General features: G+C 40.5%; 27 protein-coding genes, 1 pseudogene and 2 riboswitches. Of the genes and pseudogenes, 21 read left to right on the top strand and 7 right to left on the bottom strand.

The genetic code is table 11. The features are described from left to right. Positions 1-201: 201 nt before the first annotated feature. From ACXAD1_RS11140 to ACXAD1_RS11125, 4 genes are all read left to right on the top strand, one after another. A complete protein-coding gene (locus tag ACXAD1_RS11140) occupies positions 202-1,431 on the top strand; it encodes a CNNM domain-containing protein (protein ID WP_474910036.1) in 1,230 nt (409 codons plus the stop codon). Between the two features lie 190 nt (positions 1,432-1,621). Further along, on the top strand, positions 1,622-1,771 hold the full coding sequence (locus ACXAD1_RS11135; RefSeq protein ID WP_370222612.1) for a hypothetical protein: 150 nt from the start codon (positions 1,622-1,624) through the stop codon (positions 1,769-1,771). A gap of 219 nt (positions 1,772-1,990) precedes the next feature. Then, the gene (locus ACXAD1_RS11130) at positions 1,991-2,626 is read left to right on the top strand and encodes an FMN-dependent NADH-azoreductase (protein WP_206839645.1); all 636 of its coding nucleotides are present in this window, start codon (positions 1,991-1,993) and stop codon (positions 2,624-2,626) included. A gap of 122 nt (positions 2,627-2,748) precedes the next feature. Beyond that, positions 2,749-3,348 carry a YdcF family protein gene (locus tag ACXAD1_RS11125; protein WP_370222614.1) on the top strand — a complete coding sequence of 200 codons (600 nt, stop codon included), beginning with the start codon at positions 2,749-2,751 and terminating at the stop codon, positions 3,346-3,348. A 445-nt stretch (positions 3,349-3,793) separates the two neighbouring features. On the opposite strand, the gene ACXAD1_RS11120 is transcribed toward ACXAD1_RS11125, so the two are convergent. After that, positions 3,794-4,222 carry a cell wall hydrolase gene (locus ACXAD1_RS11120; RefSeq protein WP_019379782.1) on the bottom strand — a complete coding sequence of 143 codons (429 nt, stop codon included), beginning with the start codon at positions 4,220-4,222 and terminating at the stop codon, positions 3,794-3,796. A gap of 148 nt (positions 4,223-4,370) precedes the next feature. Continuing rightward, on the bottom strand, positions 4,371-5,513 hold the full coding sequence (locus tag ACXAD1_RS11115; protein WP_370222615.1) for a CAP domain-containing protein: 1,143 nt from the start codon (positions 5,511-5,513) through the stop codon (positions 4,371-4,373). 236 nt (positions 5,514-5,749) lie between these two features. Between ACXAD1_RS11115 and speD the strand changes: the two genes are divergently transcribed. Continuing rightward, positions 5,750-6,574 (top strand): adenosylmethionine decarboxylase, encoded by an 825-nt coding sequence (speD, locus tag ACXAD1_RS11110; protein ID WP_206839921.1) that lies wholly within the window; start codon positions 5,750-5,752, stop codon positions 6,572-6,574. 156 nt (positions 6,575-6,730) lie between these two features. Here the strand turns inward: speD and ACXAD1_RS11105 are convergent, their stop codons facing one another. Beyond that, positions 6,731-7,666 (bottom strand): MerR family transcriptional regulator, encoded by a 936-nt coding sequence (locus ACXAD1_RS11105; RefSeq protein ID WP_370222616.1) that lies wholly within the window; start codon positions 7,664-7,666, stop codon positions 6,731-6,733. A 301-nt stretch (positions 7,667-7,967) separates the two neighbouring features. On the opposite strand from ACXAD1_RS11105, the gene ACXAD1_RS11100 reads away from it, so the two are divergent. After that, a complete protein-coding gene (locus ACXAD1_RS11100) occupies positions 7,968-8,720 on the top strand; it encodes a C39 family peptidase (protein ID WP_206839650.1) in 753 nt (250 codons plus the stop codon). Between the two features lie 43 nt (positions 8,721-8,763). Here the strand turns inward: ACXAD1_RS11100 and ACXAD1_RS11095 are convergent, their stop codons facing one another. Next, a complete protein-coding gene (locus ACXAD1_RS11095) occupies positions 8,764-9,825 on the bottom strand; it encodes an AbrB family transcriptional regulator (protein WP_206839651.1) in 1,062 nt (353 codons plus the stop codon). Positions 9,826-9,965: 140 nt separating this feature from the next. Between ACXAD1_RS11095 and ACXAD1_RS11090 the strand changes: the two genes are divergently transcribed. Further along, positions 9,966-10,256, top strand: coding sequence for a hypothetical protein (locus ACXAD1_RS11090; RefSeq protein WP_206839652.1), 291 nt, complete (start codon positions 9,966-9,968; stop codon positions 10,254-10,256). Positions 10,257-10,298: 42 nt separating this feature from the next. Here the strand turns inward: ACXAD1_RS11090 and ACXAD1_RS11085 are convergent, their stop codons facing one another. Both ACXAD1_RS11085 and ACXAD1_RS11080 read right to left on the bottom strand, forming a co-directional pair. Then, entirely contained in the window at positions 10,299-11,378 is a 1,080-nt protein-coding gene (locus ACXAD1_RS11085; protein ID WP_370222621.1) for a hypothetical protein, read from the bottom strand. Further along, positions 11,371-11,937 (bottom strand): sigma-70 family RNA polymerase sigma factor, encoded by a 567-nt coding sequence (locus tag ACXAD1_RS11080; protein ID WP_206839657.1) that lies wholly within the window; start codon positions 11,935-11,937, stop codon positions 11,371-11,373. The genes ACXAD1_RS11085 and ACXAD1_RS11080 overlap by 8 nt, the downstream gene beginning before the upstream one ends. A 394-nt stretch (positions 11,938-12,331) precedes the next feature. Here ACXAD1_RS11080 and ACXAD1_RS11075 point away from each other — a divergent pair, with 394 nt between their 5' ends. Continuing rightward, complete coding sequence (locus ACXAD1_RS11075; RefSeq protein ID WP_206839659.1) at positions 12,332-13,081, top strand: Cof-type HAD-IIB family hydrolase; 750 nt, start codon at positions 12,332-12,334, stop codon at positions 13,079-13,081. 33 nt (positions 13,082-13,114) lie between these two features. On the opposite strand, the pseudogene ACXAD1_RS11070 reads toward ACXAD1_RS11075, so the two are convergent. Next, positions 13,115-13,576 (bottom strand): annotated as a pseudogene (locus tag ACXAD1_RS11070) (OsmC family protein). A gap of 116 nt (positions 13,577-13,692) precedes the next feature. After that, positions 13,693-13,805, top strand: a riboswitch (TPP riboswitch). A 105-nt stretch (positions 13,806-13,910) separates the two neighbouring features. On the opposite strand from ACXAD1_RS11070, the gene ACXAD1_RS11065 reads away from it, so the two are divergent. The 13 genes from ACXAD1_RS11065 (at position 13,911) to ACXAD1_RS11005 (ending at position 22,593) form a co-directional block, all read left to right on the top strand. After that, the gene (locus ACXAD1_RS11065) at positions 13,911-14,672 is read left to right on the top strand and encodes a 3-oxoacyl-ACP reductase (protein WP_370222623.1); all 762 of its coding nucleotides are present in this window, start codon (positions 13,911-13,913) and stop codon (positions 14,670-14,672) included. A gap of 13 nt (positions 14,673-14,685) precedes the next feature. Further along, entirely contained in the window at positions 14,686-15,498 is an 813-nt protein-coding gene (gene thiM / locus ACXAD1_RS11060) for a hydroxyethylthiazole kinase (protein WP_474910035.1), read from the top strand. Positions 15,499-15,509: 11 nt separating this feature from the next. Then, the gene (gene thiD / locus ACXAD1_RS11055; protein ID WP_370222626.1) at positions 15,510-16,334 is read left to right on the top strand and encodes a bifunctional hydroxymethylpyrimidine kinase/phosphomethylpyrimidine kinase; all 825 of its coding nucleotides are present in this window, start codon (positions 15,510-15,512) and stop codon (positions 16,332-16,334) included. Then, positions 16,324-16,974 (top strand): thiamine phosphate synthase, encoded by a 651-nt coding sequence (gene thiE / locus ACXAD1_RS11050; protein ID WP_474910034.1) that lies wholly within the window; start codon positions 16,324-16,326, stop codon positions 16,972-16,974. The genes thiD and thiE overlap by 11 nt, the downstream gene beginning before the upstream one ends. A gap of 119 nt (positions 16,975-17,093) precedes the next feature. Then, the gene (locus ACXAD1_RS11045) at positions 17,094-17,408 is read left to right on the top strand and encodes a hypothetical protein (RefSeq protein ID WP_035330901.1); all 315 of its coding nucleotides are present in this window, start codon (positions 17,094-17,096) and stop codon (positions 17,406-17,408) included. 137 nt (positions 17,409-17,545) lie between these two features. Next, positions 17,546-18,301 carry an exodeoxyribonuclease III gene (gene xth, locus ACXAD1_RS11040; protein ID WP_370222630.1) on the top strand — a complete coding sequence of 252 codons (756 nt, stop codon included), beginning with the start codon at positions 17,546-17,548 and terminating at the stop codon, positions 18,299-18,301. A gap of 85 nt (positions 18,302-18,386) precedes the next feature. Beyond that, complete coding sequence (locus tag ACXAD1_RS11035) at positions 18,387-18,665, top strand: hypothetical protein (protein WP_206839668.1); 279 nt, start codon at positions 18,387-18,389, stop codon at positions 18,663-18,665. Positions 18,666-18,731: 66 nt separating this feature from the next. Then, positions 18,732-18,831, top strand: a riboswitch (guanidine-I (ykkC/yxkD leader). Positions 18,832-18,903: 72 nt separating this feature from the next. Further along, on the top strand, positions 18,904-19,242 hold the full coding sequence (locus ACXAD1_RS11030; RefSeq protein WP_370222634.1) for a DMT family transporter: 339 nt from the start codon (positions 18,904-18,906) through the stop codon (positions 19,240-19,242). Beyond that, positions 19,239-19,553: a DMT family transporter gene (locus tag ACXAD1_RS11025; protein ID WP_206839671.1), complete on the top strand. Its 315-nt coding sequence runs from the start codon at positions 19,239-19,241 to the stop codon at positions 19,551-19,553. Before ACXAD1_RS11030 ends, ACXAD1_RS11025 begins: the two co-directional genes overlap by 4 nt. 39 nt (positions 19,554-19,592) lie before the next feature. After that, on the top strand, positions 19,593-20,663 hold the full coding sequence (locus ACXAD1_RS11020; protein WP_474910033.1) for an undecaprenyldiphospho-muramoylpentapeptide beta-N-acetylglucosaminyltransferase: 1,071 nt from the start codon (positions 19,593-19,595) through the stop codon (positions 20,661-20,663). A 165-nt stretch (positions 20,664-20,828) separates the two neighbouring features. Then, on the top strand, positions 20,829-21,215 hold the full coding sequence (locus tag ACXAD1_RS11015; protein ID WP_206839675.1) for a DUF302 domain-containing protein: 387 nt from the start codon (positions 20,829-20,831) through the stop codon (positions 21,213-21,215). 118 nt (positions 21,216-21,333) lie between these two features. Beyond that, complete coding sequence (locus tag ACXAD1_RS11010) at positions 21,334-22,182, top strand: P-loop NTPase family protein (protein ID WP_474910032.1); 849 nt, start codon at positions 21,334-21,336, stop codon at positions 22,180-22,182. Further along, positions 22,183-22,593, top strand: a complete 411-nt coding sequence (locus ACXAD1_RS11005; protein ID WP_370222640.1) for an HIT family protein — start codon at positions 22,183-22,185, stop codon at positions 22,591-22,593. Positions 22,594-22,595 lie beyond the last annotated feature (2 nt).

The raw sequence follows: 22,595 nt of genomic DNA, 5'->3' as shown, positions 1-22,595 counted from the left end.
TTTTAGTCAGCTTTTTTTTTGATAAAACGAATATTTGTTCAACAACAGCCTATCGAAAATGCTTATTATTTTCGATAAGCTTTCATTTACTTTATAATGAATGGATAATTATTCAAATTTGCCGGGCACAGTTTTTGCTTGTGCAAATCGGGTAAAAACAATTACGAATGAATGTATTGATAAAAATGGAGGAAACCAACTTTGTTTATTGCTATTTTGTTTTTTATGTTTATGTCCTTTTTCCTATCGGGAAGTGAAACGGCATTGACTGCTGTTAACAAAATGAAATTAAAATCCAGAGCTGATAACAATGATAAAAAATCCCAAAGAATATTAGAGGTTGTTTCGAAACCAGATGAGATGATTACTTCTATATTAATCGGCAATAATATTGCAAATATCATGCTGCCGACACTGGTTACCATCATCGCGCTGGATTATGGCTTTAATGTGGGTGTGGCGACAGGGATTTTAACTGTAGCACTTATCTTATTTGCAGAAGTTCTGCCAAAATCAGTTGCTGCAAGCTTTGCCGACAAAATTGCCTATCTTGTGTTTCCGGTAATTCGAGTTCTTATGATTATCTTGAAGCCGGTAACATTTTTAATATCAAAGTTCACAAGAGTCATCATAAAATTCCTTTCTAAAAATGAAGCAGATTCTGTATCTGTCTCAAAAGAAGAGCTCATTACCATGGTTGATATCGCTACAAGCGAAGGGACCTTCCATGAAGAAGAAACACAGCGAATTAAAGGGATCATTGATTTTTATAATTTAGATGTCAGCGACGCACTGAAAACCCCGCGAATGGACATTGAAGGCATTCCTATTGAAGCGACGATAGAAGAGGCAAAGGATATTGTAATGAATAACCGTTTTACTAGGTATCCGGTATATAAAGACAATATGGACAATATTGTCGGAGTTTTTCATTCAAAGGTATTGCTGGCCTGGTCCAGTCACCCTGCAAAAACCTTAAAAGATTTTACTGACCTGGAGCCTTTGTTTGTATATGAATTTCATAGCATTGACAAGGTATTCAAAATGATGATGAAAGAAAGGAAACATCTTGCCATTGTTCTTGATGAATATGGCGGAACAAAAGGGATCATTACACATGAAGATATTCTTGAAGCCATGCTGGGGCAGGAAATAGAGGATGAAACGGATGAAGGCAGCGAGATCCTTATTGATGAATTGACTGAAAATCATATTATTGTACACGCGAAACTCTCAATCCGGAGAATTAATGAAGCTTTTAAAACAAAAATTCCTGAAGATGAGGATATTCTTGCCGGATTCTTATTGAAAGAACTAGGCCATTTCCCTGCAGAAGGGGAAACATTGGATTATCATCACCTTCATTTTGAAGTAAAATCAATTGAGGATAACAGGCTTAAACTGGTGGAAATTAAGAAAAAGACCCCTTGATGAAATTTGAGCATTATTTCCTATTGGGAATAATGCTTTTTTTAATTCTTGATAATCCGAATAAAAATGGCTGCTTCATGGGGACAATAGAAGCAGGAAAATAAATATATAATTTTTGAATTTTTCTGATAAAATAGGTCCTTTTCAGTGTATAATAAAATAAAAATAAACTATTCGGGGTGACCTTGGCATGGAAAATAAACCGTTCCATTATGATGGTAGCGTGCAAATGAACTATGAAAAAGATGACAAAGCAAACTCAAGCATTCCTTTTGAACTGACAGACGATATGAGAAAAAATATCGGAACTAATCCATACTCAACTGAAGAACAAGAATAATTGAGGACCCGTATTGGGTCTTTTTTTTATCTTCAGTGGATTAATTTTCAAATAATAAGGGTAATAAAAATAGGCATGAGCAGATGACTTGAAATTCTATTTTATTTTGAATATGATTATCTCGGATTAAGAATAAAAAAGTTCATACTGCAGATGAATACATACTTTATTTCTGATTCAAACTAAAATGTCAACTCAAAATGGAAAGGTGATTGAATTATGGCTCAAGTATTGTATATTACAGCACACCCACATGACGATAAGGTGTCATATAGCATGGCAGCAGGAAAGGCTTTTATTGATTCCTACAAGGAAGCCAATCCAAATGATGAAGTAGTTCATGTTGATTTATACAAGGAAAATATCCCGCAAATTGATGTGGATGTATTCAGCGGATGGGGTAAGCTTCAGTCCGGTAAAGGTTTTGAGGAATTATCAGAAGATGAAAAGGCGAAAGTAGGCCGCTTATCAGAATTAAGCGAACAATTCGTTGCAGCCGATAAATATGTGTTCGTTACACCGCTTTGGAACTTCTCATTCCCTCCAGTAATGAAAGCGTATCTTGATTCTGTGGCAGTAGCCGGCAAAACTTTTAAGTATACGGCAGAAGGTCCAATTGGATTACTGACTGATAAAAAAGCAATTCACATCCAGGCGCGCGGAGGCATCTATTCAGAAGGTCCTGCAGCAGAGATGGAAATGGGTCACCGCTATTTGAACGTATTAATGCAATTCTTCGGTGTTCCTTCATTCGAGGGTCTTTTCGTGGAAGGGCACAACGCTATGCCAGATAAAGCTGAAGAAATCAAAGCTGATGCTATTGCACGTGCAAAAGACAAAGGCAAAACATTCTAATCTAAAGCAGCGGATTTCCGCTGCTTTTTCTTATGTTTTAGGCATATATAGTAGAGTTCTTGTCCTTGATGAATAGTATAATATAGGCAGTTAAAAAGCTGGGAACGAAAGGAGGGAGATTTGTGAAAATCTCGGAATTCAGCCCCAGTCATTTAAATGAGGATGATATATCCAAGCTGCTGTACTATGGGATTGAAGATAATCTGCAAAATGGGGATTTAATTTTTGTGCCAGGAAGCAGCAAAGCAGCAAAATATCGACTTCCTCAGGCCATCAGACTCTATCAGGAGGGCAGGGCAAGTAAATTACTTTTCTCCGGCGGTGTAAAGTGGCCTGGCGATGAATTGACGGAAGCAGAAATGTTAATGAAAAAAGCAATAGGATACGGAATTCCTTCAAAAGACCTTTTCATTGAGAATATCTCTCTTCATACAAAAGAAAATGTGCTTGCCTCTATGCTGGTTATGGATCGGATGTGCGGTCTGGAGAACATATCCAATATCATCATTGTGACGGCTCCTTTTCACATGAGAAGGCTGCACATGACATTATTGACGTATATGCCGAAGTGGATTCACTATTCTCTTGTATGTTCTGATGATGGTGCAACAGGGAAGGAACAATGGATGCAGGATCATTATGGGAGAAAAAGAGTGTTAAATGAAGCCGGGAAAATAATTGACTACGTGAAAAAGGGCATTCTGATCGATCTCGAAATATAATCTTCAGGAAAAAATCCCCGCCAAAAATAAGTGGCAGGGATTCTTTTAAAAGATAAGTATAAAATTTTGAACGTCGATAACTGTCTAGCGCAAGCAGCCTACCCCCTCGAGGTCACAAGCTTGTCTTGTTGTGGCTCCTAGGGACTCGGGGTCATAAGCCGTTCCTTTCAGAAGGAAAAACACCTTCTTACAGGAACCGTCTTATGACTGTCGTCCCTGGGCAGTCGCCTCCACATTTCGGACAATCCTCCCAAAAAGCAAAGAACGCCTTTCTGAGAGGCTCGACTTGTGCTTGTGGCCCGCAGGACAAGGAAGGCTTCGTCAGCATAATCATCGCACGACCAAAAGCGGCAGCTTTTGGGAGGATGCGGGTCATGCAGACGTTGCCACAGGACGTGGCGTTCTTAGTCTGCGTTCCTTTTTGGGCAAGGCGCTTCCGCTTTTCTTAAAATGTATTGTAAATGTTCTCGCATTCTTCCGCTGTAGGCTCATAAAAGCAATGAAGCTTAAATCTTCCAACCAAAGGCTGGTTATACCATGTAGCTGGACAATCCCCAGGAGGCCTGAAATACCATAGAGCAAATTTGGCTGGCCAAATCCGTTCCCCTCTTACAGCCCTCCTTGCGAGTCTTCTTTCCACTTCTCTTGGACGCTGATAAAAATAGCCTTTCTGGACTGCTTCAAAAGCATGCGGCTGATAAATCATTTCCGGAATAGTACGAATTCCTATAAAATCAGAACAATTGCCCCTGACTCTGTTAATCCCCACATTTCCTACCATTAACATGCCCTGCTGGCCTTCTCCTTCTGCTTCAGCACGAAGGAGGCGGGCAAGCAAATCTATATCTTGTTCACGTGCCTTCACAACTGCCATCTGTGTCACCCTCATCTCCCTAATTTTAAATAGGATGATATATGGTATGCACAAAAGAGGGAAATGTTAAATACGTCATTTTCACACTAGGCTGAACGAACATAAAGGTGAACAGCCACGAAAAAAGCTCCTGCAGAAGCGGGAGCTTTTATTTGGCATAAAAATTTTCCGTATAATAAGGCTGTGACTTTGAATTAAAAGCAACGCCAACACCCAAAAATTCATAATCGGCACGAAGAATATTTTTGCGGTGGCCGAGTGAGTTCATTAATCCTTCATGAGCAAAGATACTGCTGAATTGGCCGGAAGCAAGGTTTTCCCCGGCGACCATAAATGAAACTTCATCCGCCTGCATTCTGTCGAAAGGGGATAGGCCCTGCAGGTTGGTATGGTCAAAGTAATTGTTTTCCGCCATGTCGCTGCTGTGCTTTCGCGCCGTTTCCTTCACAGTATCATCCCACTCCATAACAGGCACTCCGTGACTTACTCTCTCGGCATTGGTAATATCGAAAAGCTGATATTCAAACCCTTCCTTAAGAGAGCTGCTGGCATCAGCATAAAAGGAATTTTTTTGTTCCTCAAGTGATTTACTGATTATTTGTATTGAAGTTACAGTATTGTCACGATGTTTATCATAGAATATGGTTACATAATTCCCATCCATTTCGTATAGATCATAATCCCGATTCTTTTCAAGCTGATAGATGACAAAGCCCTTTCTCATTTTGTCCAGCGGCTCTCCAAGCTGCTGCAAAACTGAAGTCTTTGGCGTTCCATAGGCAATCTCTTTTGATGAAGAAATCAAATCCTGATTTGTATATATGCCTGCAGCTTTCTCTTGCTTGTCATAAGCGACCATTACAAAATTTTGATATTGATCATGATAAGCATGCCAATCTGTTCCAAATTCATTTGCGGAGGAACGTTTCGAGGGGCCGAGCTTGCTTTCGATTTCCGTCTTATCATCGCCTATTTCTATATTATGAATAGAAAAGGTTTGCTCATCAGGGGCTTCCAAAACAGGCTTTTCGGCTTTATCCTCTGGAGCTTGATTTTTCTCGCCGGTATATTGCCCGAATGTCTGAAGGAATTCATCTGCCCAGCTTTGTGCCTCTTCCATAACACCGCTTAAAATAGCTAGAACATCTTCATTGTCTTTTAAAAGCTGAATTTCAGATTTTATATTATCAATTACAGTTCCTGAATTAGATTCATCTGCCAATTTCCCATCTGGCTGTGAAAAGGCAAAACCGATAATTAACAGGATAAAAATAAATAAAAACTTCCTCAATAAATCTCCTCCCATATACCTTTCTACCCATATCAAAGGTATGCCCATTCATTATAAGTTTTAAAAATACGGAAATGCAAAACATTGATGCCTTCCTTATTTTTCTACCCCGTTTGGCAGTTTCTCTAACGCTTTTGGCTGCGCGATTAGATATTTTCTGTTTTTAAAAGGATAGTTTGGGTAACATAATTATAAAAATGAACAGATGCATAGCTGCTGCAAAGGGGGAAGAAATGTTGAAATTAACACCGGAACAAAGAATTGAACTCCATGGCTTTAATAATTTGACGAAATCACTCAGCTTTAATATGTATGATGTCTGTTACACCAAGACGAGGGAAGAGCGAGAAGCCTATATAGACTATATTGATGAGGAATATAGTGCGGAGCGGCTTACAAAAATATTAAAGAATGTTTCCGACATTATTGGAGCCCATGTCCTGAATGTTGCACAGCAGGATTATGTGCCACAAGGCGCAAGTGTGACCGTCCTGGTATCTGAAGGACCGGTAGTAGAAGTCCCGGATGAATCTTATGATGAATCTCCTGGCCCGCTGCCTGATAATGTAGTCATGCAGCTCGATAAAAGCCATATTACCGTCCATACCTATCCTGAATATCATCCGGACGAAGGAATCAGCACATTCCGGGCTGATATAGATGTATCAACCTGCGGAGAAATCTCCCCGCTAAAAGCCCTTAATTACCTCATCCATTCCTTTGATACGGATATCATGACAATCGACTACAGAGTCAGGGGATTTACACGGGACAAGGACGGGAAAAAACTCTATATCGACCATGATATTAGTTCGATCCAAAATTATATTCCTGAAGAAGCAAAAGAAGATTTTGATATGATTGACGTGAATATTTATCAGGCACACACTTTTCACACAAAATGTAAAATAAGGGATTTTGATTTGGATAATTATTTATTTGGTTACACGAAGGACAAGCTTGATCCCCAGGAAGCTGAAGAGATCACTGAGCGGCTCACAACGGAGATGGACGAAATTTTTTACGGGAAAAACATTAATCCGGGTTCATTATCAGATTGAATGTGAAGGCTCCCAGTAAATGGGCCTCTATTAAAACCCAAACCAAAAAGCATCAGATAGAAGGCAAAATTAAAACCAGGAGAAGAACATATTCTCCTGGTTCTTTTATGAATGAACATAAATTAATTGACACACAACAAAAATAAATCACATAACCTATTTCCAGAACTCCCACCATTTTTTCCCGGGTTCCTGTGCAGCAGCCGCGCTTCGGAATGAGACAATCATATCCTGAAAAACCTCCTCCCGCTGCTTTACCTCATGCCAGTATTGTTCGCGTTCTTTATTTATGGTATCGATATAAATTTCTCTGTCTGTGTTTAACGTTTCAATCAGCGAGCTGATTTCGGTGCTGGTCACCTCTGCAGAAGATGAAATGTAATGAATCATGGTTTTGAACTCTTCAGAAGATGCTTCCGAGGATTCTGCCAGCTTGTTTGTCAAATGATGAATTTGATCTGAAGTGCGTTTCGTATTTTTCGCCACCCTTTTTGATAGGGTTCCGAACGCTTCGGAAGTATTCTCAGAAGACTGCTCAATCCTTGCGCCAAGTGATTCAATTTCTGCTTTCGTTTTTTCTCCTGATTTATAGATCGAATCCGACAGGCTTTTAACAGTATGCAATGATCCTTTGCTAATTTCTTTTTTCACTTCGTCTAAAACTTCCTTTCGAACGCCGCTGCGAATTTCATTTCTGACATCTGCAATTAAACTGTCCCTGAAACTATCCATCAATGCCATGAACTGTTCGGCGTCCATTGCAGCCTGATGCTCTGTATGTAATCCTGTTTCCTGATTTATAGCCGCCAAAGATGTTTCATTTGCTTCTAAACCGGTTTCAGAAGCAAAGTCCATATGTTTCTGCATTAATTCACGGATCATATCCTTGCTTAAATTTTTGTCGCGCATCTGCTTCACCTTTTCAAGCAATGCAATTTCATGGTCTGTATAAAAGCGGGCTCCCTGTTTTGACCGGGGGATCAGCAAAAGTCCATTTAAATCCTTTTCCCACTGCCTTAATGTTCCAGGAGGCACATTCAGTATTTTCGAAACCTCTTTAATTGTATAAGCTTTCATATATTGCGTATCCATTTTACTCAGCCCTTTCATAAAAAATAGATTCTGAATCCTTCGGATGCCAGTTCCGAAACAACTTCTAACTAACTATTCAGCATGATATCCCGTTTTTTCCTGCCGCCTGACAAAAGCTATCAAAAGAAGACGATATTCATCAGAAAAAAGCAAAAAGGATTCATTTTGACAAAAAACATAAAGAATTTGCCAGTCAGCAAGCTATTTGTCATATCAGGGCGGCTATGTCACAATGGAAGCTGAGTTTATCAAACTGGAATGTTATAAAAAAAACAGCTAGATTAAGAGGGAGCAGGGTAAATTGGGTAATAGAATTATTGCTATGTCTGTTGCAGCCGGGGTCGGTTTGACGCTTACTTTTGGCAGCATAAAGATGGGGAGCAATGAACCGTCAAAACAAAATGAAATTCACTATAGTGCAGTTCCGCATGCCGAGGCAAAGCATGTACCGATTGTAAAGCAGGAAATTCAGAAGAAATCCGTTCTCCTGGATGTGCCATTGTACAATCAAATGGATAATCCCCGTCTGTATAATGGATGTGAGATTACCAGTTTAGCAATGATTATAAGTTATGAAGGCATTCAAGTATCTAAAAATAAATTAGCACAGGAAATTAACCGGGTGCCGCTTAGATATAACGGAGGTAAATACGGGAATCCCAATGAAGGCTTTGTCGGCAACATGGAGGATGGACCAGGATTAGGCGTTTATCAGGGGCCGATTTTCGAACTGGCGAAAAAGTATTTTCCTGAACGTGCCGAGAATCTGACTGGCAAGCCATTTGATGTGCTTCTTGAAAAAATTGCAGAAGGATCGCCAGTCTGGATTATTACAACTGCAAGCCTATCGCCAGCAGCATCCTTTGAAACCTGGAATACACCGGGGGGGCCAGTTGAAGTGACATTCCAGATGCATAGTGTTGCAATTACCGGATATGATGAGGAATATATTTATATTAACGACCCGTATGGCACAAAAAATAAAAAGGTGCCCAAACAGCAGTTTATAGAAGCCTGGGAGCTAATGGGATCACAGGCCATTGTCATTAACTAAATAAATAGCAAAAGAAGGGGCTGCCGCTTAGCAGTCCCTTCTTTTAGCTTGTGGATTCCAATTTCTTAAACTTTAAAAAGCTCCATTTTAAAAACGGAGGTACTACAAAGAAGATAAAAAACAGCCTAAATAGCTGATAGCCTGTTACTATGGCTAAGTCGGCGCCGGTTTCATGAGCCATTATGGCCATTTGGTCCATTCCTCCGGGTGCCAGGCTTAAAAAGCTGGTGGCAGGGGAAAGGTGAAAAAAGTGCATAATCATAAAACTAAGCAGCACCGAACACGCAATAAGCAGCAGGCCGCTTAAGGCAGCCAGAGAAATGGTTTTGACCTTACTGTCCAGCTTTTCAGGCTTCATCATCATGCCGATGTGAGCCCCGATTAATAGCTGTGATAAATCCAAAACAGCAGGCGGGAGTCCGGGTCCATTTATACCGGAAAGGACAAGGGCCGCTGTTCCCATAATCGGACCGAGAAGGTACGGGGTAGGGAGCTTCAGGCGTTTGCTTAGGATTATGCCGGCAAAAGAAACAAAGACAAAGAGTAAAATATCTGGGAATAAATGACCCCATAAAGGTTCTGCGGCTTCAAAACCGGAACCGCTCGGGACATTCAGCCAAGGTCCGAATACCAGTACAGGAACAATGAAGATAATCATGGAAAGCCGTGCGACCTGCATAAAGGTAACAACCGTGATATCGATTCCTTTGACTTCCTCTGCCAGAAGAATCATTTGAGACAGACCTCCGGGAATACTGCCGATTAAAACCGTGGGATAGTCGATGCCCATTAATTTCGCAATGAGAAGTGCAGATATGCCGCTAAAGAGAACCATGCAGACGGTAACGAGCAAAATAAAAGGGAGCTTCTGCAGGATAAGCAGAACTGCTTCCTGTGTAAATGAAAGCCCGATGCTGTATCCGACGATGATAATCCCCGCATCACGAAATCCGGCTGGCCAATAAAACGGAATCCTGCTGAGCCGGCTTCCAATCATAACAGCAGTCAATGCACCAAGCAAAAAGGCGACCGGAATATGCATTAATGAAAATAATACTGCACCTAATACAGCAGTAAGAAAAGTGATCAATAAATTTTTATTCACAAAAAAACCTTCTTTTTATTTAGTATACCTAAAGATATTTATACCATATAAAAACAATGAATAAATTACAAGTTTTATAAAATCATATGTTTTCATACAATTTATTAAGAGAAGTCCATTTTATAGAAGGGGGACTAACCATGCCGGAAAAACTAAGCCATTTTGTTTTCATCTTATCGTTTATATGTCTTGGTTTATTTTTGCTGCTGGGTTTTTCGCCTCTGTATGATATTTATCTGAATAATATCGGCCATCGTCCATTTTCGCTTCTTCTGCTTCTGACAGTCATTGTCTTCCTCGTGAGTGTTTTTGTTTTAAAGAAAGTCCAAAACTGGCAAGCGGGTTTTCATGTATTATTTTCCATTATCCTCACCCTGTTTCTTTCATCCGTATTAGCAATCATTGTGTTCTTTGGTGGCCTATTTAGGTAAATATAAAGAGCCTGCACCATTAACGGTACAAGCTCAGCCAATTTATTGGGTTGGCATCCAGTTTACTTTCCATATTCCTTCGCTGTTTTTGCTGAGGCCGAATCCAAAGCCATCCTCTTCAGATATGGAAATATATGCTGAAGAGTCATCGCTAATGACTTCTTCTAAATGTGCATTCTTCACCCTATGCAATAATGTCTGTTCTTCTGGGATCGATGGCGACTCGCTTATAGCATTCAGGTAATGATTCAGGGTAGGGAATGGTTTTCCGATTTCCGGATCATGGTTAAACAATGCATATTGAGTAGAATAATCTTCAATTTCTTCAGCAAATAAGTACAGCTGGAATACTTCTGCCGGGCTTAAACCTCTTAAGATCTCATCCGTTCCTCTTAAAGAAAATTCTTTATACACATGGTTTAAAGGCTCCGGCAGGACCAGTTCCGCATTAATATTTAGGGCCAGCTGGAATGGAACAGCATGGAATTGAGGTTCTTTTGGGGCTGCCAGCTCCAAGACTTCAGCCTGATGTACAGCGCCTTCCGGTGCGCGATATCCATCTAAAATTAAAGAAACACTTTCTGCTTTAATGGGTGCGGCTGTGCCAAATACCTTTTTTAGCATCTCCTGATCGGTTTCATTAAAAGTTATTTTTATGGTCTTGCCATCCATGATCGGCAGCAATTTTAAAGAATCACGATCAGGCTGAAAGTATACAATTTCATCCTGAAAATCCAGAATGCCTGTAACCGCTGCCTTTCCAGTAAAAACTGCAGTTATGCGGCCATATGAATCCTTCTCGTAACCATTCAGTTTCCAGTTATTTAGCATAGCACCCTCTGTAAGGCCGGAATAAAAATCTTTATTTGAAATGACAGTCTCCTGTCCATTTTGCTTGTTAAAGTCATCTGTCTGGATTCCGGCAATCCCGCCAATCAACAGGACAAACCCAGCAGCTGCAGCGGCAGAAAGAAGCTTAGGAACATAGTCTTTTTTCCTGCCTTTAGCAGCAGAAGTGGCGATTCGGTTTCTGACTCTCTGTTTTTCTTCTTCTGTGAAAACAGAATCTTTCGTCCATGCAGCATTCAACTCTTTCTTCACTTCCTGATTCAGATCAGCCATGCTGTTCACCTCTTTCTGCAGCAGATAGTATCTTCTTCACTTTTTCCTGTCCTCTGTACAGTCTTGTTTTAACAGTAGAAATAGGAATATTAAGGGTTTCACTTATTTCAGCCAGACTGAGATCCTGGTAATAATGGAGAAGGAAGACTTCCCGGTATTTTACTGTGAGGGATTCAATCGTTTTTAGCAATTCCTGATGTTCATCCCGTTCAAGAAATGAAGCTTCCGGATCTTTTTCTCTATCCTTCTTCAGGAAAAAAACCTTTTCATTCAGGACCATATTTCGATAATGCCAGCTTTTAAGATAGTCTTTGCTTTTATTAATAGCGATTGTAAAAATCCATGTTTTAAAAGAAGATCTTTGCTGGAAACTTTCCAGCTTCTCATAAACAGTAATAAAGGTATCCTGTGTTAAATCGCTGGCCGCATTCCAATCATTCACATAGCTGTATATCAATCTCTTCAAAACGGTTCCATACTCATCCATGATCATTTCAAGAACGAGAGCACGATCCACTTGATCAGCAATTGACCGTTTTACATAATCATCAGAGCTCACATGACTGCCTCCTTGCTAAATTGCCAGCTGCCGATTCCGGCTGCCTTTTGTTTCCTGACAGTTAGACGACAGATACAAGTAAATCGCTTCAACTTTTGGCATCTATTAAGATTATACAAAAAAAGCGCATACCATTTGGTCTGCGCCTGATTATTTAATCCGATTAAATAAAACCACATCCATGCATAGCTTAAGAACAGAAGGAGCAAAAATAACAAGGAACATTCATCATTTCCTCATTTGTTCATATTGAGTAATTCTGGCCTATACAATTAGATTGGGAATAATGATCGCTATTTTCGAATAAATGATTCTGCCCAAATGCTTTGTTTTTGATGGGACGATTATTTATTTATATAATGGATTTATTGTGCAAGAAAGAAGGGAGATTATTATGTCACAATCAAATATTGCTCCACAGATCAAATTAATCGCTCTTGATATGGATGGAACCTTGTTGAATTCCAGAGGGGAAATTCCAGATGAAAACCGCAAGGCAATACGGGAGGCGAAGGAAAAAGGGATTGAAGTTATTTTAAGCACGGGAAGATCCAGGCTCACGGCAGGCGATCATGCTGATTCTTTGGAATTGAACTCCTATTTGATCACGGTCAACGGCAGTGAAATATTTGGCCCTGGTGGAGAATTAATCACAAGGACTCCTGTTGATTCTAAAGTAATGGAATGGATGTGGAATTTATCCCAGTCACATAAGACCAAATTCTGGGCAACCAGCTGCGAACAAGTTTGGATGAATGAAATGCCAGAAAATATTCATGACCATGAATGGCTTAAATTTGGATTTGATATATCAGATGATGAGATCAGGGAACTCATTCATAAAGAGCTTCGAACAAAAGGGGACCTGGAAATTACAAATTCCAGCTTAACTAATATTGAGGTAAATGCTCTGGGCATCAATAAAGCCAGAGGTATCCAGAAGGTAACTGAGATTCTTGGCATTTCGATGGAAAATGTAATGGCAATGGGAGACAGCTTAAATGATATTGCCATGATAGAGGAATCTGGCTGGGGAGTAGCAATGGGAAATGCCCAGGATATTGTGAAAGAAACAGCCAATGCTGTTACGGGAACTAATGATGACGCTGGTGTTGCAAAAGCAATCCGAAAGTGGGCTCTCTAAGATTAAAAACCGGCTAACATGCCGGTTTTTGGTTTATTTGGATGCTCTTTTGGCAATTAGAATGGTTTCTTCCAGTGCTATTTCCACATTTCCTTTAATCGCCCTGGAAATCATACAGGATGCTTCAGCTTTTTGCGCCAGCTTTCGCGCAAGTGAATGATCCTTTTCTGTCGCATCAGCTTTTAACAAGATAAGGGGGCGATGAATAATTTTCCTATACGTAATCACTCCTTTGGTTACATCCACAATTCCAATTGATTCCATCGTAAGGTCTTCTTTTTCGAGTTTGCTTCGTTCCATCATGGCTGCCAGGGTAATGATATAACAAGTTGCTGCAGCCCCAAGCAGCATTTCATCCGGATTTGTTCCGATTCAGGGACCTTCCATTTCTGGGGGAATGGAAACCTTTGTTTTCAGCCCTCCAGTCTCAATTTCTCCAACATCATTACGAAGTCCAGGCCAATGTGCTTTTAAATGGAATTGGTGTTCAGCCATTCTTTGATTCCTCCAAGTTATGTATTTCTATTTAAACCTTAAAGAGGAACAGGCAGAATTGCAAGACTTTACAGATTTAACGTTTCAGGCTAAGATGAAATCAGCCAACTTAATAGTTTTACTGCTAGGGGTGCCCGATGCTCGCGGGCTGAGAAAGAAACCGGACTGTTTTTTACCCTTCGGACCTGATCTGGATCATACCAGCGTAGGAAAGTAGTAATTGCGGGGAACGATGTTTTTTCTCTTAGATTATTCAGCCAGGTCCAATTTCGGATCTGGTTTTTATTTTGTTCTCAAAAACAAATGAATTGGCTATCAATAAGGAGGATTTTCTATGAATCTTAACGATCAGATTGTCATTATTACAGGCAGCAGCAGAGGGCTGGGCAAAGAAACAGCAAAAGCATTCGCGAGGGAAGGGGCGAGAGTTGTCATTAACTATTTCCATAGCGAGGAAAAAGCACATGCTCTACAGAAGGAAATTGGCGAAAAAGCCATTGCCATTCGTGCTGATATCCGGGACAGAGGTCAAGTGAAATCAATGTTTCAAAAGGCGAAGGAACACTTTGGAGGCCCCATTACAACCATAGTCAATAATGCACTGGTGAACTTTCAATTTGACCCTATTTCAAAAAAAGATGCAGAAACAATTAAATGGGACGATTACAAAAACCAGCTCGAAGGTGCAATTCTTGGGGCTTTAAACACAGTCCAGGCTGGTCTGGAAGATATGAAAAAACAGGAGTTTGGCAGGATAATCTCGGTTGGGACCAATCTATTCCAGAATCCAGTTGTACCCTACCATGACTATACGACCAGCAAAGCTGCTCTATTAGGCTTCACCAGGAATATGGCGAATGAGCTGGGCCAATATGGGATTACTGCGAATATGGTATCAGGCGGTTTGTTAAGAACGACAGACGCCAGTGCTTCGACATCCGAGGAAGTCTTTGAAATTATCGAAAACTCAACTCCATTAAAAAAAGTCACAGATCCTGCAGAAGTGGCTGATGCAATAGTCTTCTTCGCTTCTCCCTGGGCAAGGGCGGTTACAGGACAGAATTTGGTTGTGGATGGCGGACTAGTTATGAATTAAAGGAGGAATTAATGTGAACATTCAGGAGATTAGCAGCCTATTGGAAAAACTAAGAGATACAAATCCTCTGGTACATAATATCACCAATGTGGTGGTAACCAACTTTACGGCAAATGGCCTTCTGGCTATTGGGGCATCACCAGTGATGGCATATGCACATGAAGAGGCAGCTGACATGGCTAAAATAGCTGGCGCATTGGTTCTCAATATGGGAACACTGACTGAAAAAGAAGTAAAAAGCATGCTCATAGCGGGTAAGTCAGCAAATCAGCATGGAGTGCCGGTCATTTTTGACCCTGTTGGTGTCGGCGCGACGGCCTATCGTACAGAAACAGCTAAAAGACTATTAGAAGAATTAGATATTACCATCATAAGAGGCAATGCAGCAGAAATTGCCAACGCAGCAGGACAGAAATGGAGTATTAAGGGCGTAGATGCAGTTGAAGCAGCAGGGAACACTTCTGAGCTTGCTAAGTCGGCAGCAAAAGAACTTGGTGCAGTCACTGTTATCACAGGAAAACAGGATATCGTTTCAGATGGAAGATCCACATTTGCCATTAACAATGGCCATCCTCTTCTAACGAAAGTAACAGGTGCCGGATGTCTTCTTACTTCTGTAATAGGAGCTTTCGCTGCTGTTGAAAAGGATCCTGTAAAAGCGGCAGCAGCTTCATTGATCGTTTATGGATCTGCCGCAGAAATTGCAGCAGTAAAATCGGATGGCAAAGGCCCAGGAACTTTCCAAGCAGAGTTTTTGAATAGCTTATATAACATTTCTGCTGCAGATGTTGAAGCATATGGATCTTTTGAAAAAACGATCGGATAGGAGGCTTTTAAATGAAAGTGAATAAAGCTTTAACCATAGCGGGTTCAGATAGCGGCGGCGGCGCGGGCATTCAGGCAGACTTAAAAACATTTCAGGAACTCGGTGTTTTCGGCATGTCTGCTTTGACTGCTGTTACGGCTCAAAACACCAAGGGCGTTCAGGGAGTTTATCCAATGACAGCAGAGGCAGTGTCTGCTCAAATTCAGTCGATAGGAGAGGACCTCAGACCTGACGCTGTAAAGACAGGAATGCTTTTTAGTGCAGATATAATCGAGAGTGTTTCCAATGAAATCGTGAGATACGGATGGAAAAATGTCGTCATAGATCCAGTGATGATTGCAAAGGGAGGAGCAAGTCTTCTTCAGAATGAAGCGATATTAGCGATGAAGAAGCGTCTTATTCCGCTCTCTATGGTGATTACCCCGAATATTCCAGAGGCAGAGGTTTTAACGGACATAAGGATTCGTTCGCTGGAGGATAAAAGAGAAGCAGCAAAAAAGCTGCATCACCTTGGAGCAAAAAATGTCATCATAAAAGGCGGCCATGACGAAGCAAAGGACATAGCAGCAGACCTTCTATTTGACGGAGAAAGTTTTTCGGAATTTAAGAGCAGCAGAATACAAACCGCCAATACACATGGAACAGGCTGCACTTTTTCGGCTGCCATTACCGCTGGCCTCGCAGACGGTCTTTCTGTGCCAGAAGCTGTTGATCGAGCGAAAAAATTCATCCAGGCCGCCATTGAATTTGACTTGGGAATTGGCAGCGGTCATGGTCCTACCAATCACTGGGCGTTCAATAGAAGGAAGAAGGAGACTGAAGTTTATGGCCGTTAATCCGCAGGCAATGAGAAACTTATTAAAAGTATACTTTATAATGGGCAGCACTAATTGCCATCAGGATCCTGAAAAAGTCCTTCAATCGGCCATCAAAGGAGGAATTAAGTTATTTCAATTCCGTGAAAAAGGAGCAGGATGCCTTCATGGCAAAGAAAAGGAATCGCTCGCAAAAAAGCTTCAAGCAATCTGCAAAGAGAGCAGTATCCCTTTTATTGTAAATGATGATATCGAATTGGCACTTAAAATAAATGCAGATGGTGTCCATATAGGCCAGGACGATGAACCAGCCGATGCGGTCCGCAGGAAAATTGGCAGCAAAATCCTGGGAGTCTCAGTGCACAGCATGCAGGAAGCGGAAACAGCGATCCGTCAAGGCGCAGATTACCTTGGGATAGGTCCTATTTATCCCACATCCACAAAGGAAGATGCCAAAGCCGTTCAGGGACTTACTTTTTTGACAGAATTAAGATCTGCTCATATCCAAATTCCTGTTGTAGGAATAGGCGGAATTACTCCTGAAAATACACCTCCTATAATTAAGGCAGGGGCTGACGGTGTTTCTGTTATTTCTGCAATCAGCCAGGCTGATTCACCTGAAAAAGCAGCCATACTGTTATATGATGCAGTAAGAGAATAATGTGAAAAATGCCCACTAATTTGGGCATTTTTTATTGTATAGACGTTTGAAATTCTAAGGTTTATCCCAATCTATTGAGGGTAGCTCACTACAAACAATAGAAACAGAGGGATGAACAATTGAAAAAGTGGATGGAATCAGGTCTTTACATTCAAATGGCAGCCGTATTGCTGGTCGTCTATTACGGGTTCATTTCAGGTCTTGTAGCTGCGGAGACCAAAATGACTGAATACGAAGGGGAAATAGATGAGAAATATCGTCTGACTTCGGTTGATAATTACTTAAGCAACTTTAGCACCCATGAAGAATATTGGATACGGCTGGATAATGGCAAATCCTTTGAGCTGACGGCATCATTATATGAAAGTATTAAGCGGGGGGAAAAGATCAAATTAGTGCAGATGAATGCCGGTACCATGATATTCAGGCAATAAAGCAACGCTTATAAAAATAGGATGCATTTTCTTGTGAATTGCCGTTCCTGTTACAGTACTTTAACTGTGCAAGTATTGAATTTCCATGGTAATGTTGTAATCAGGCAGATTTTTTAACATAAGGGGATATAATAACAATGAAACTCGTTTCATGGAATGTGAATGGCATAAGGGCATGTGTGAAAAAAGGATTCATGGATTATTTCAAAGAAGTGGATGCAGACATATTTTGCATTCAGGAATCCAAACTGCAGGAAGGACAGATCGAACTTATACTGGAAGGCTATTACCAATACTGGAATTATGCGATAAAAAAAGGGTATTCCGGTACAGCTGTATTTACAAAGAAAGAGCCGCTTTCTGTCCGCTATGGATTGAATGATGAGGAAACAGAACCTGAAGGCAGGATCCTCACGCTTGAGTATGATGGCTTTTATCTCGTCAATGTCTATACTCCGAATTCACAGCGTGACCTGGCCAGGCTTCCATACCGCCTTGAGTGGGAAGAGCGGATTCGGGAGTATTTATTCGGCCTGGATAAAATTAAGCCTGTGATCATGTGCGGGGACTTAAACGTGGCACATTTCGAAAAAGACTTAAAAAATGCTAAATCCAACAGGGGCAACTCAGGGTTTACGGATGAAGAACGCGGAAAAATGACCAGATTGCTGGGTTCCGGGTTTGTTGATGCATTCCGCTATAAATATCCTGATGCTGAGGGAGCTTATACCTGGTGGTCATATATGGCCAAGGTTAGAGAGCGGAATATCGGCTGGAGGATTGATTACTTTATCGTGTCCGAAAAGCTAAAAGAAAGAATACTAGATTCACAGATTCACTGCGACATTATGGGCAGCGATCATTGCCCGGTAGCGCTTGAATTGGATATGTAAAGCGAAACCCCTGCGGAGATGCAGGGGTTTTGTTTTAGTAAAAAAGGCAATAATTGAATTAACATAATAATAAAGGATTGGTAAAATGAACAAAACAGAGATGCTGAAGCTTTTGGTTCTTATTGAAAGAATCTATCCCTCATTTCGGATTAAAAACGAAATCGTTCATTATTATTTTGATTATTGCCGTGATTTCGACTATGAAATGGCTTTGAGCTATATTAAAGGCCATATTAGGATAAGTCCCTATCCGCCATCAATCAGCCATCTTGCATCCACGTGCTCACCGCATTCTTTATCAGCTGAAATGTCAGACAGCAGGAAATGGGAAAAAGAATATGTCCTTGCTGATCATGTGTCTTGATATTTATTTTCATCTATTATTATGGAAAAGCTGATTTTATTTTGTTATAATGCCAGTAAATCTAATAAAAAGGTTTTCTAGGGTTCCGCAGCAGCTGCTGGCCTGGTCCGAGAGAAAACTCATAGCAATATTAGCTATGCCACGGAAGGATAAAAGCCTGGGAGATACTGTTCATCAGATATCTTCCGGGCTTTTTTCTTTTTCCGGGAATACTATTCGTTTAAAAGGGGCTGATTTCATGCAGTGGCTGAAGGTATTTATAGCCGCATTTTTTGAAGTGTTTTGGGTGATTGGTTTAAAGCATTCGGATGATCCATTATCATGGGCAGGGACCATTCTATGCATAGCAGTCAGTTTTTATTTGATGATCATGGCTGGCAAAGTCCTGCCTGTGGGAACGGTTTATGCTGTCTTTGTTGGCTTAGGCACTGCTGGTACAGTTTTATCTGAAATCATATTTTTCGGAGAGCCTTTGAAATTATCTAAAATAATACTGGTTCTTATTTTGTTATTAGGTGTTCTGGGCTTAAAGCTAGTGACAAATGAAGATGAATCAAAAGGAGCTGAAAGTTCATGAGCTGGGTGTTTTTAATTCTGGCTGGCCTTTTTGAAATGACAGGTGTAACCATGATTAACAGCCTGCACAAAAAACGGAATTGGCAATCCTTATTCCTGCTGGTTGGCGGTTTTGGCGCCAGCTTCCTGTTCCTTGCGCTGGCCATGAAAGAGCTGCCAATGGGTACAGCTTATGCGGTCTGGACTGGAATTGGTGCCGCTGGAGGAGCTGTTCTTGGCATGATTCTGTACGGAGAGCCCAAAGATGCCAAACGGATATTTTTTATTGCAATGGTATTAAGTGCAGCAATCGGACTTAAACTGGTATCTTAGATATATAATGGAATTAAAAATTGTATAGGCAGGTAGGAAATGAAGAAAAATAAAATCGTTTTTACAGGGGGCGGCTCTGCCGGGCATGTGACTCCGAATATTGCCATAATAAATGAACTTTCTCAAAAAGAATGGGATATTCACTATATCGGTTCGATAAGAGGAATCGAAAAAGAATTGATTTCTGAGATTAACATACCATATTACGGAATTAGCAGCGGAAAGCTCCGGCGTTACATGGATAAAGAAAATGCAAAAGACTTTTTTCGAGTGTTAAGAGGGATTATCGAAGCTCGAAAGCTGCTCAAAAGATTGAAGCCAAAGCTTGTCTTTTCAAAAGGCGGATTTGTATCGGTGCCTGTTATTATTGCGGCAAGCTCATTAAAAATACCTATTTATATTCATGAAAGTGATCTGACGCCAGGACTTGCAAACAAAATTTCCCAGCGGTTTGCTGACAGGATTTTTACTTCATTTGATGAAGCAGCAGCACATTTTCCTGCGAAAAAGACTAAGGCCATAGGATCTCCGATCAGAAAGGAAATCTTCTCAGGTGATAAGGAGAGAGGGAAGGAGTTTCTTAGGTTTACAGATGAAAAACCAATTATGACTGTAATGGGAGGCAGTCTGGGCGCTAAGAAAATTAATGAAACAATCAGGGCATCCCTTCAGGAGCTGACTGCTATATACCAAATTGTTCATCTTTGCGGCAAAGGGCAGAAGGATGACAGTTTAATAAATGTTAAAGGGTACAGACAATTCGAATACATTAGCAATGAGCTTGCTGATATCCTCGCTGCTACAGATACTGTCGTCACCAGGGGAGGATCAAATGCCATCTTTGAATTCCTGTCTTTAAAAATCCCAATGCTCATCATCCCGCTAACCAAAAAACAAAGCAGGGGAGACCAAATACTAAATGCAGAATCTTTCTTAAAAAAAGGATTCTCGCTTACATTGAAAGAAGAGAACTTAACAAAAGACAGCCTGATTGAGTCCCTGGATAAACTTGAAAAAAGAAGAGGACAAATCATTAATAACATGCAAGCCTCCCCAATGAGCGATGCACTGACTGTTTTGATAATGGAAATTAACAAACAACGCAAATAATTTGAGTGCCGGCTTTTATATGATCATGGCGACGGAAATTCAGCCGCACACCAACAAATGGTTGTTATAAAAAACATTTTGGCAGTTCCCCAAAACCATTAATATTCCATAGTAAAAAACAGCAGCCTGTTTACATTAAGAAGGAAATAAAAAGAGGTGACTGCCATGAATTTTGCTTACACTATTGAAACAGAGAAATCCATTGAAGAAGCAATTACAGCATTGGAAATACATTTAAAAGATGAACAGTTTGGTGTGCTTTGGACTTTTGATATTAAAGAAAAGCTTGAAGAAAAAGGCTTTCAATTGGAAGAGGAATTTAAGGTGCTAGAAGTCTGTAACCCGCAGGAGGCTGAGCGGGTACTGAAAGAAGATAAAATTGTTGGATATTTTCTCCCATGTAAAATTGTCGTATATAAAGAAAAAGGGAAAACAAAGATAGGGCTGCCAAGGCCAAGCGCGTTAATAAGCATGATTGATAACCAGAATCTAAAAGAATTGGCTTTAGATATCGAGCAGCGCCTGATTGCCTGTCTGGATAAATCTGTTTAATGCTTTTACGGAAATAAAATAAACATCATCCAAGAGACAAACAGTTAATAATGCTGTTTGTTTTTCTTTTTATGCATTACAATAGAATGGGAATTCTAAATATTATGAAGGTGATTCTATGGATACAAAATTAATTTTAATTGAGGGTCTCCCTGGTTCAGGCAAATCTACTACCGCAAGATTGGTTCATGAAGTTTTGATGCAAAACGGTATTGAATCAGAGCTATTCTGCGAAGGTGATCTGGATCACCCGGCAGATTATGAGAGCGTCGCCTATTTTGAAAACGACCAGTGGCATCGATTGCTTGAAGAATACAGTGCATTCAGAGACCGGATGATTGAAAAAAGTTTTCCGGAAGATACTGGCTATTTAGTGCCGTATAAAAAGATTGGACCTGATATGCCAGACACATTTTATGAGAAAGTATCTAAAAATGATATCTATGAGCTTCCTTTGGAGCAAAATATGAAACTTATAATCAATAATTGGGAACGATTTTCCAATCGAGCTGCCAGCGGCAAAAAGGTACATATTTTTGAATGCTGTTTTTTACAGAATCCAGTTACAGTCGGTATGATTAAATATGGAGCTCCCCTTACAAAGGTTCGGAATTATGTATTAGCATTGGAAAAATCCGTGAAAAAGCTGAATCCGATATTAATTTATGTCAGTCAGGATAACCTTGACTTGTCTTTCAGGAAAGCGATAAATGAACGGCCGCCATCCTGGTCTGAAGGTTTTATCCATTATTATACCGGTCAAGGATATGGTAAGAAAAATCATTTAAGCGGGGCAGAAGGCACTTTAAAGATTCTTGAAGCCAGGAGGAAGGCTGAAGAGGAAATTTTGAAGGAGCTGTCCATCCGAAAGGCTGTAATCAATAACTCAGCATTCGATGAGAATTCACATAAAGCCGCTTTAGTGAATTTGCTGATAAATCACCTTGCACAGAAAGGGGAAAATTAAGTGCCTTATCAGGAGCATTGTCCTTTTTGCAGACCGCACCAGGACCCTCTTCAACATATCATTTTTGAAAACAGCACTTGTTATTTTCTTCAGCACGATAAAGAACAGGACGTATTGGAGGGCTGTGGGGTCATAGTGCCAAAAGCGCACCATTCCGATGCTTTTCACCTGACGGCGGAAGAGTGGAATGATACATATGAACTTCTGCAAAAAGCCAAGGATTATTTAGATAAAAAGTATGCTCCAGATGGATATACGCTTGGCTGGAATGTGGGCGATGCTTCAAATCAATCCATTCTTCACAGCCACCTGCACGTCATTCCCAGATATAATGATGAACTACACGCAGGAAAAGGGCTCAGGCATTGGCTGAAGCAGCCCGATAATAAAAGAGGGATTCTAAAAAGATAAAA

The organism is Cytobacillus sp. ABV4_503, from assembly GCF_056158445.1.
This window is presented reverse-complemented; position numbering and strand designations above follow the sequence as displayed.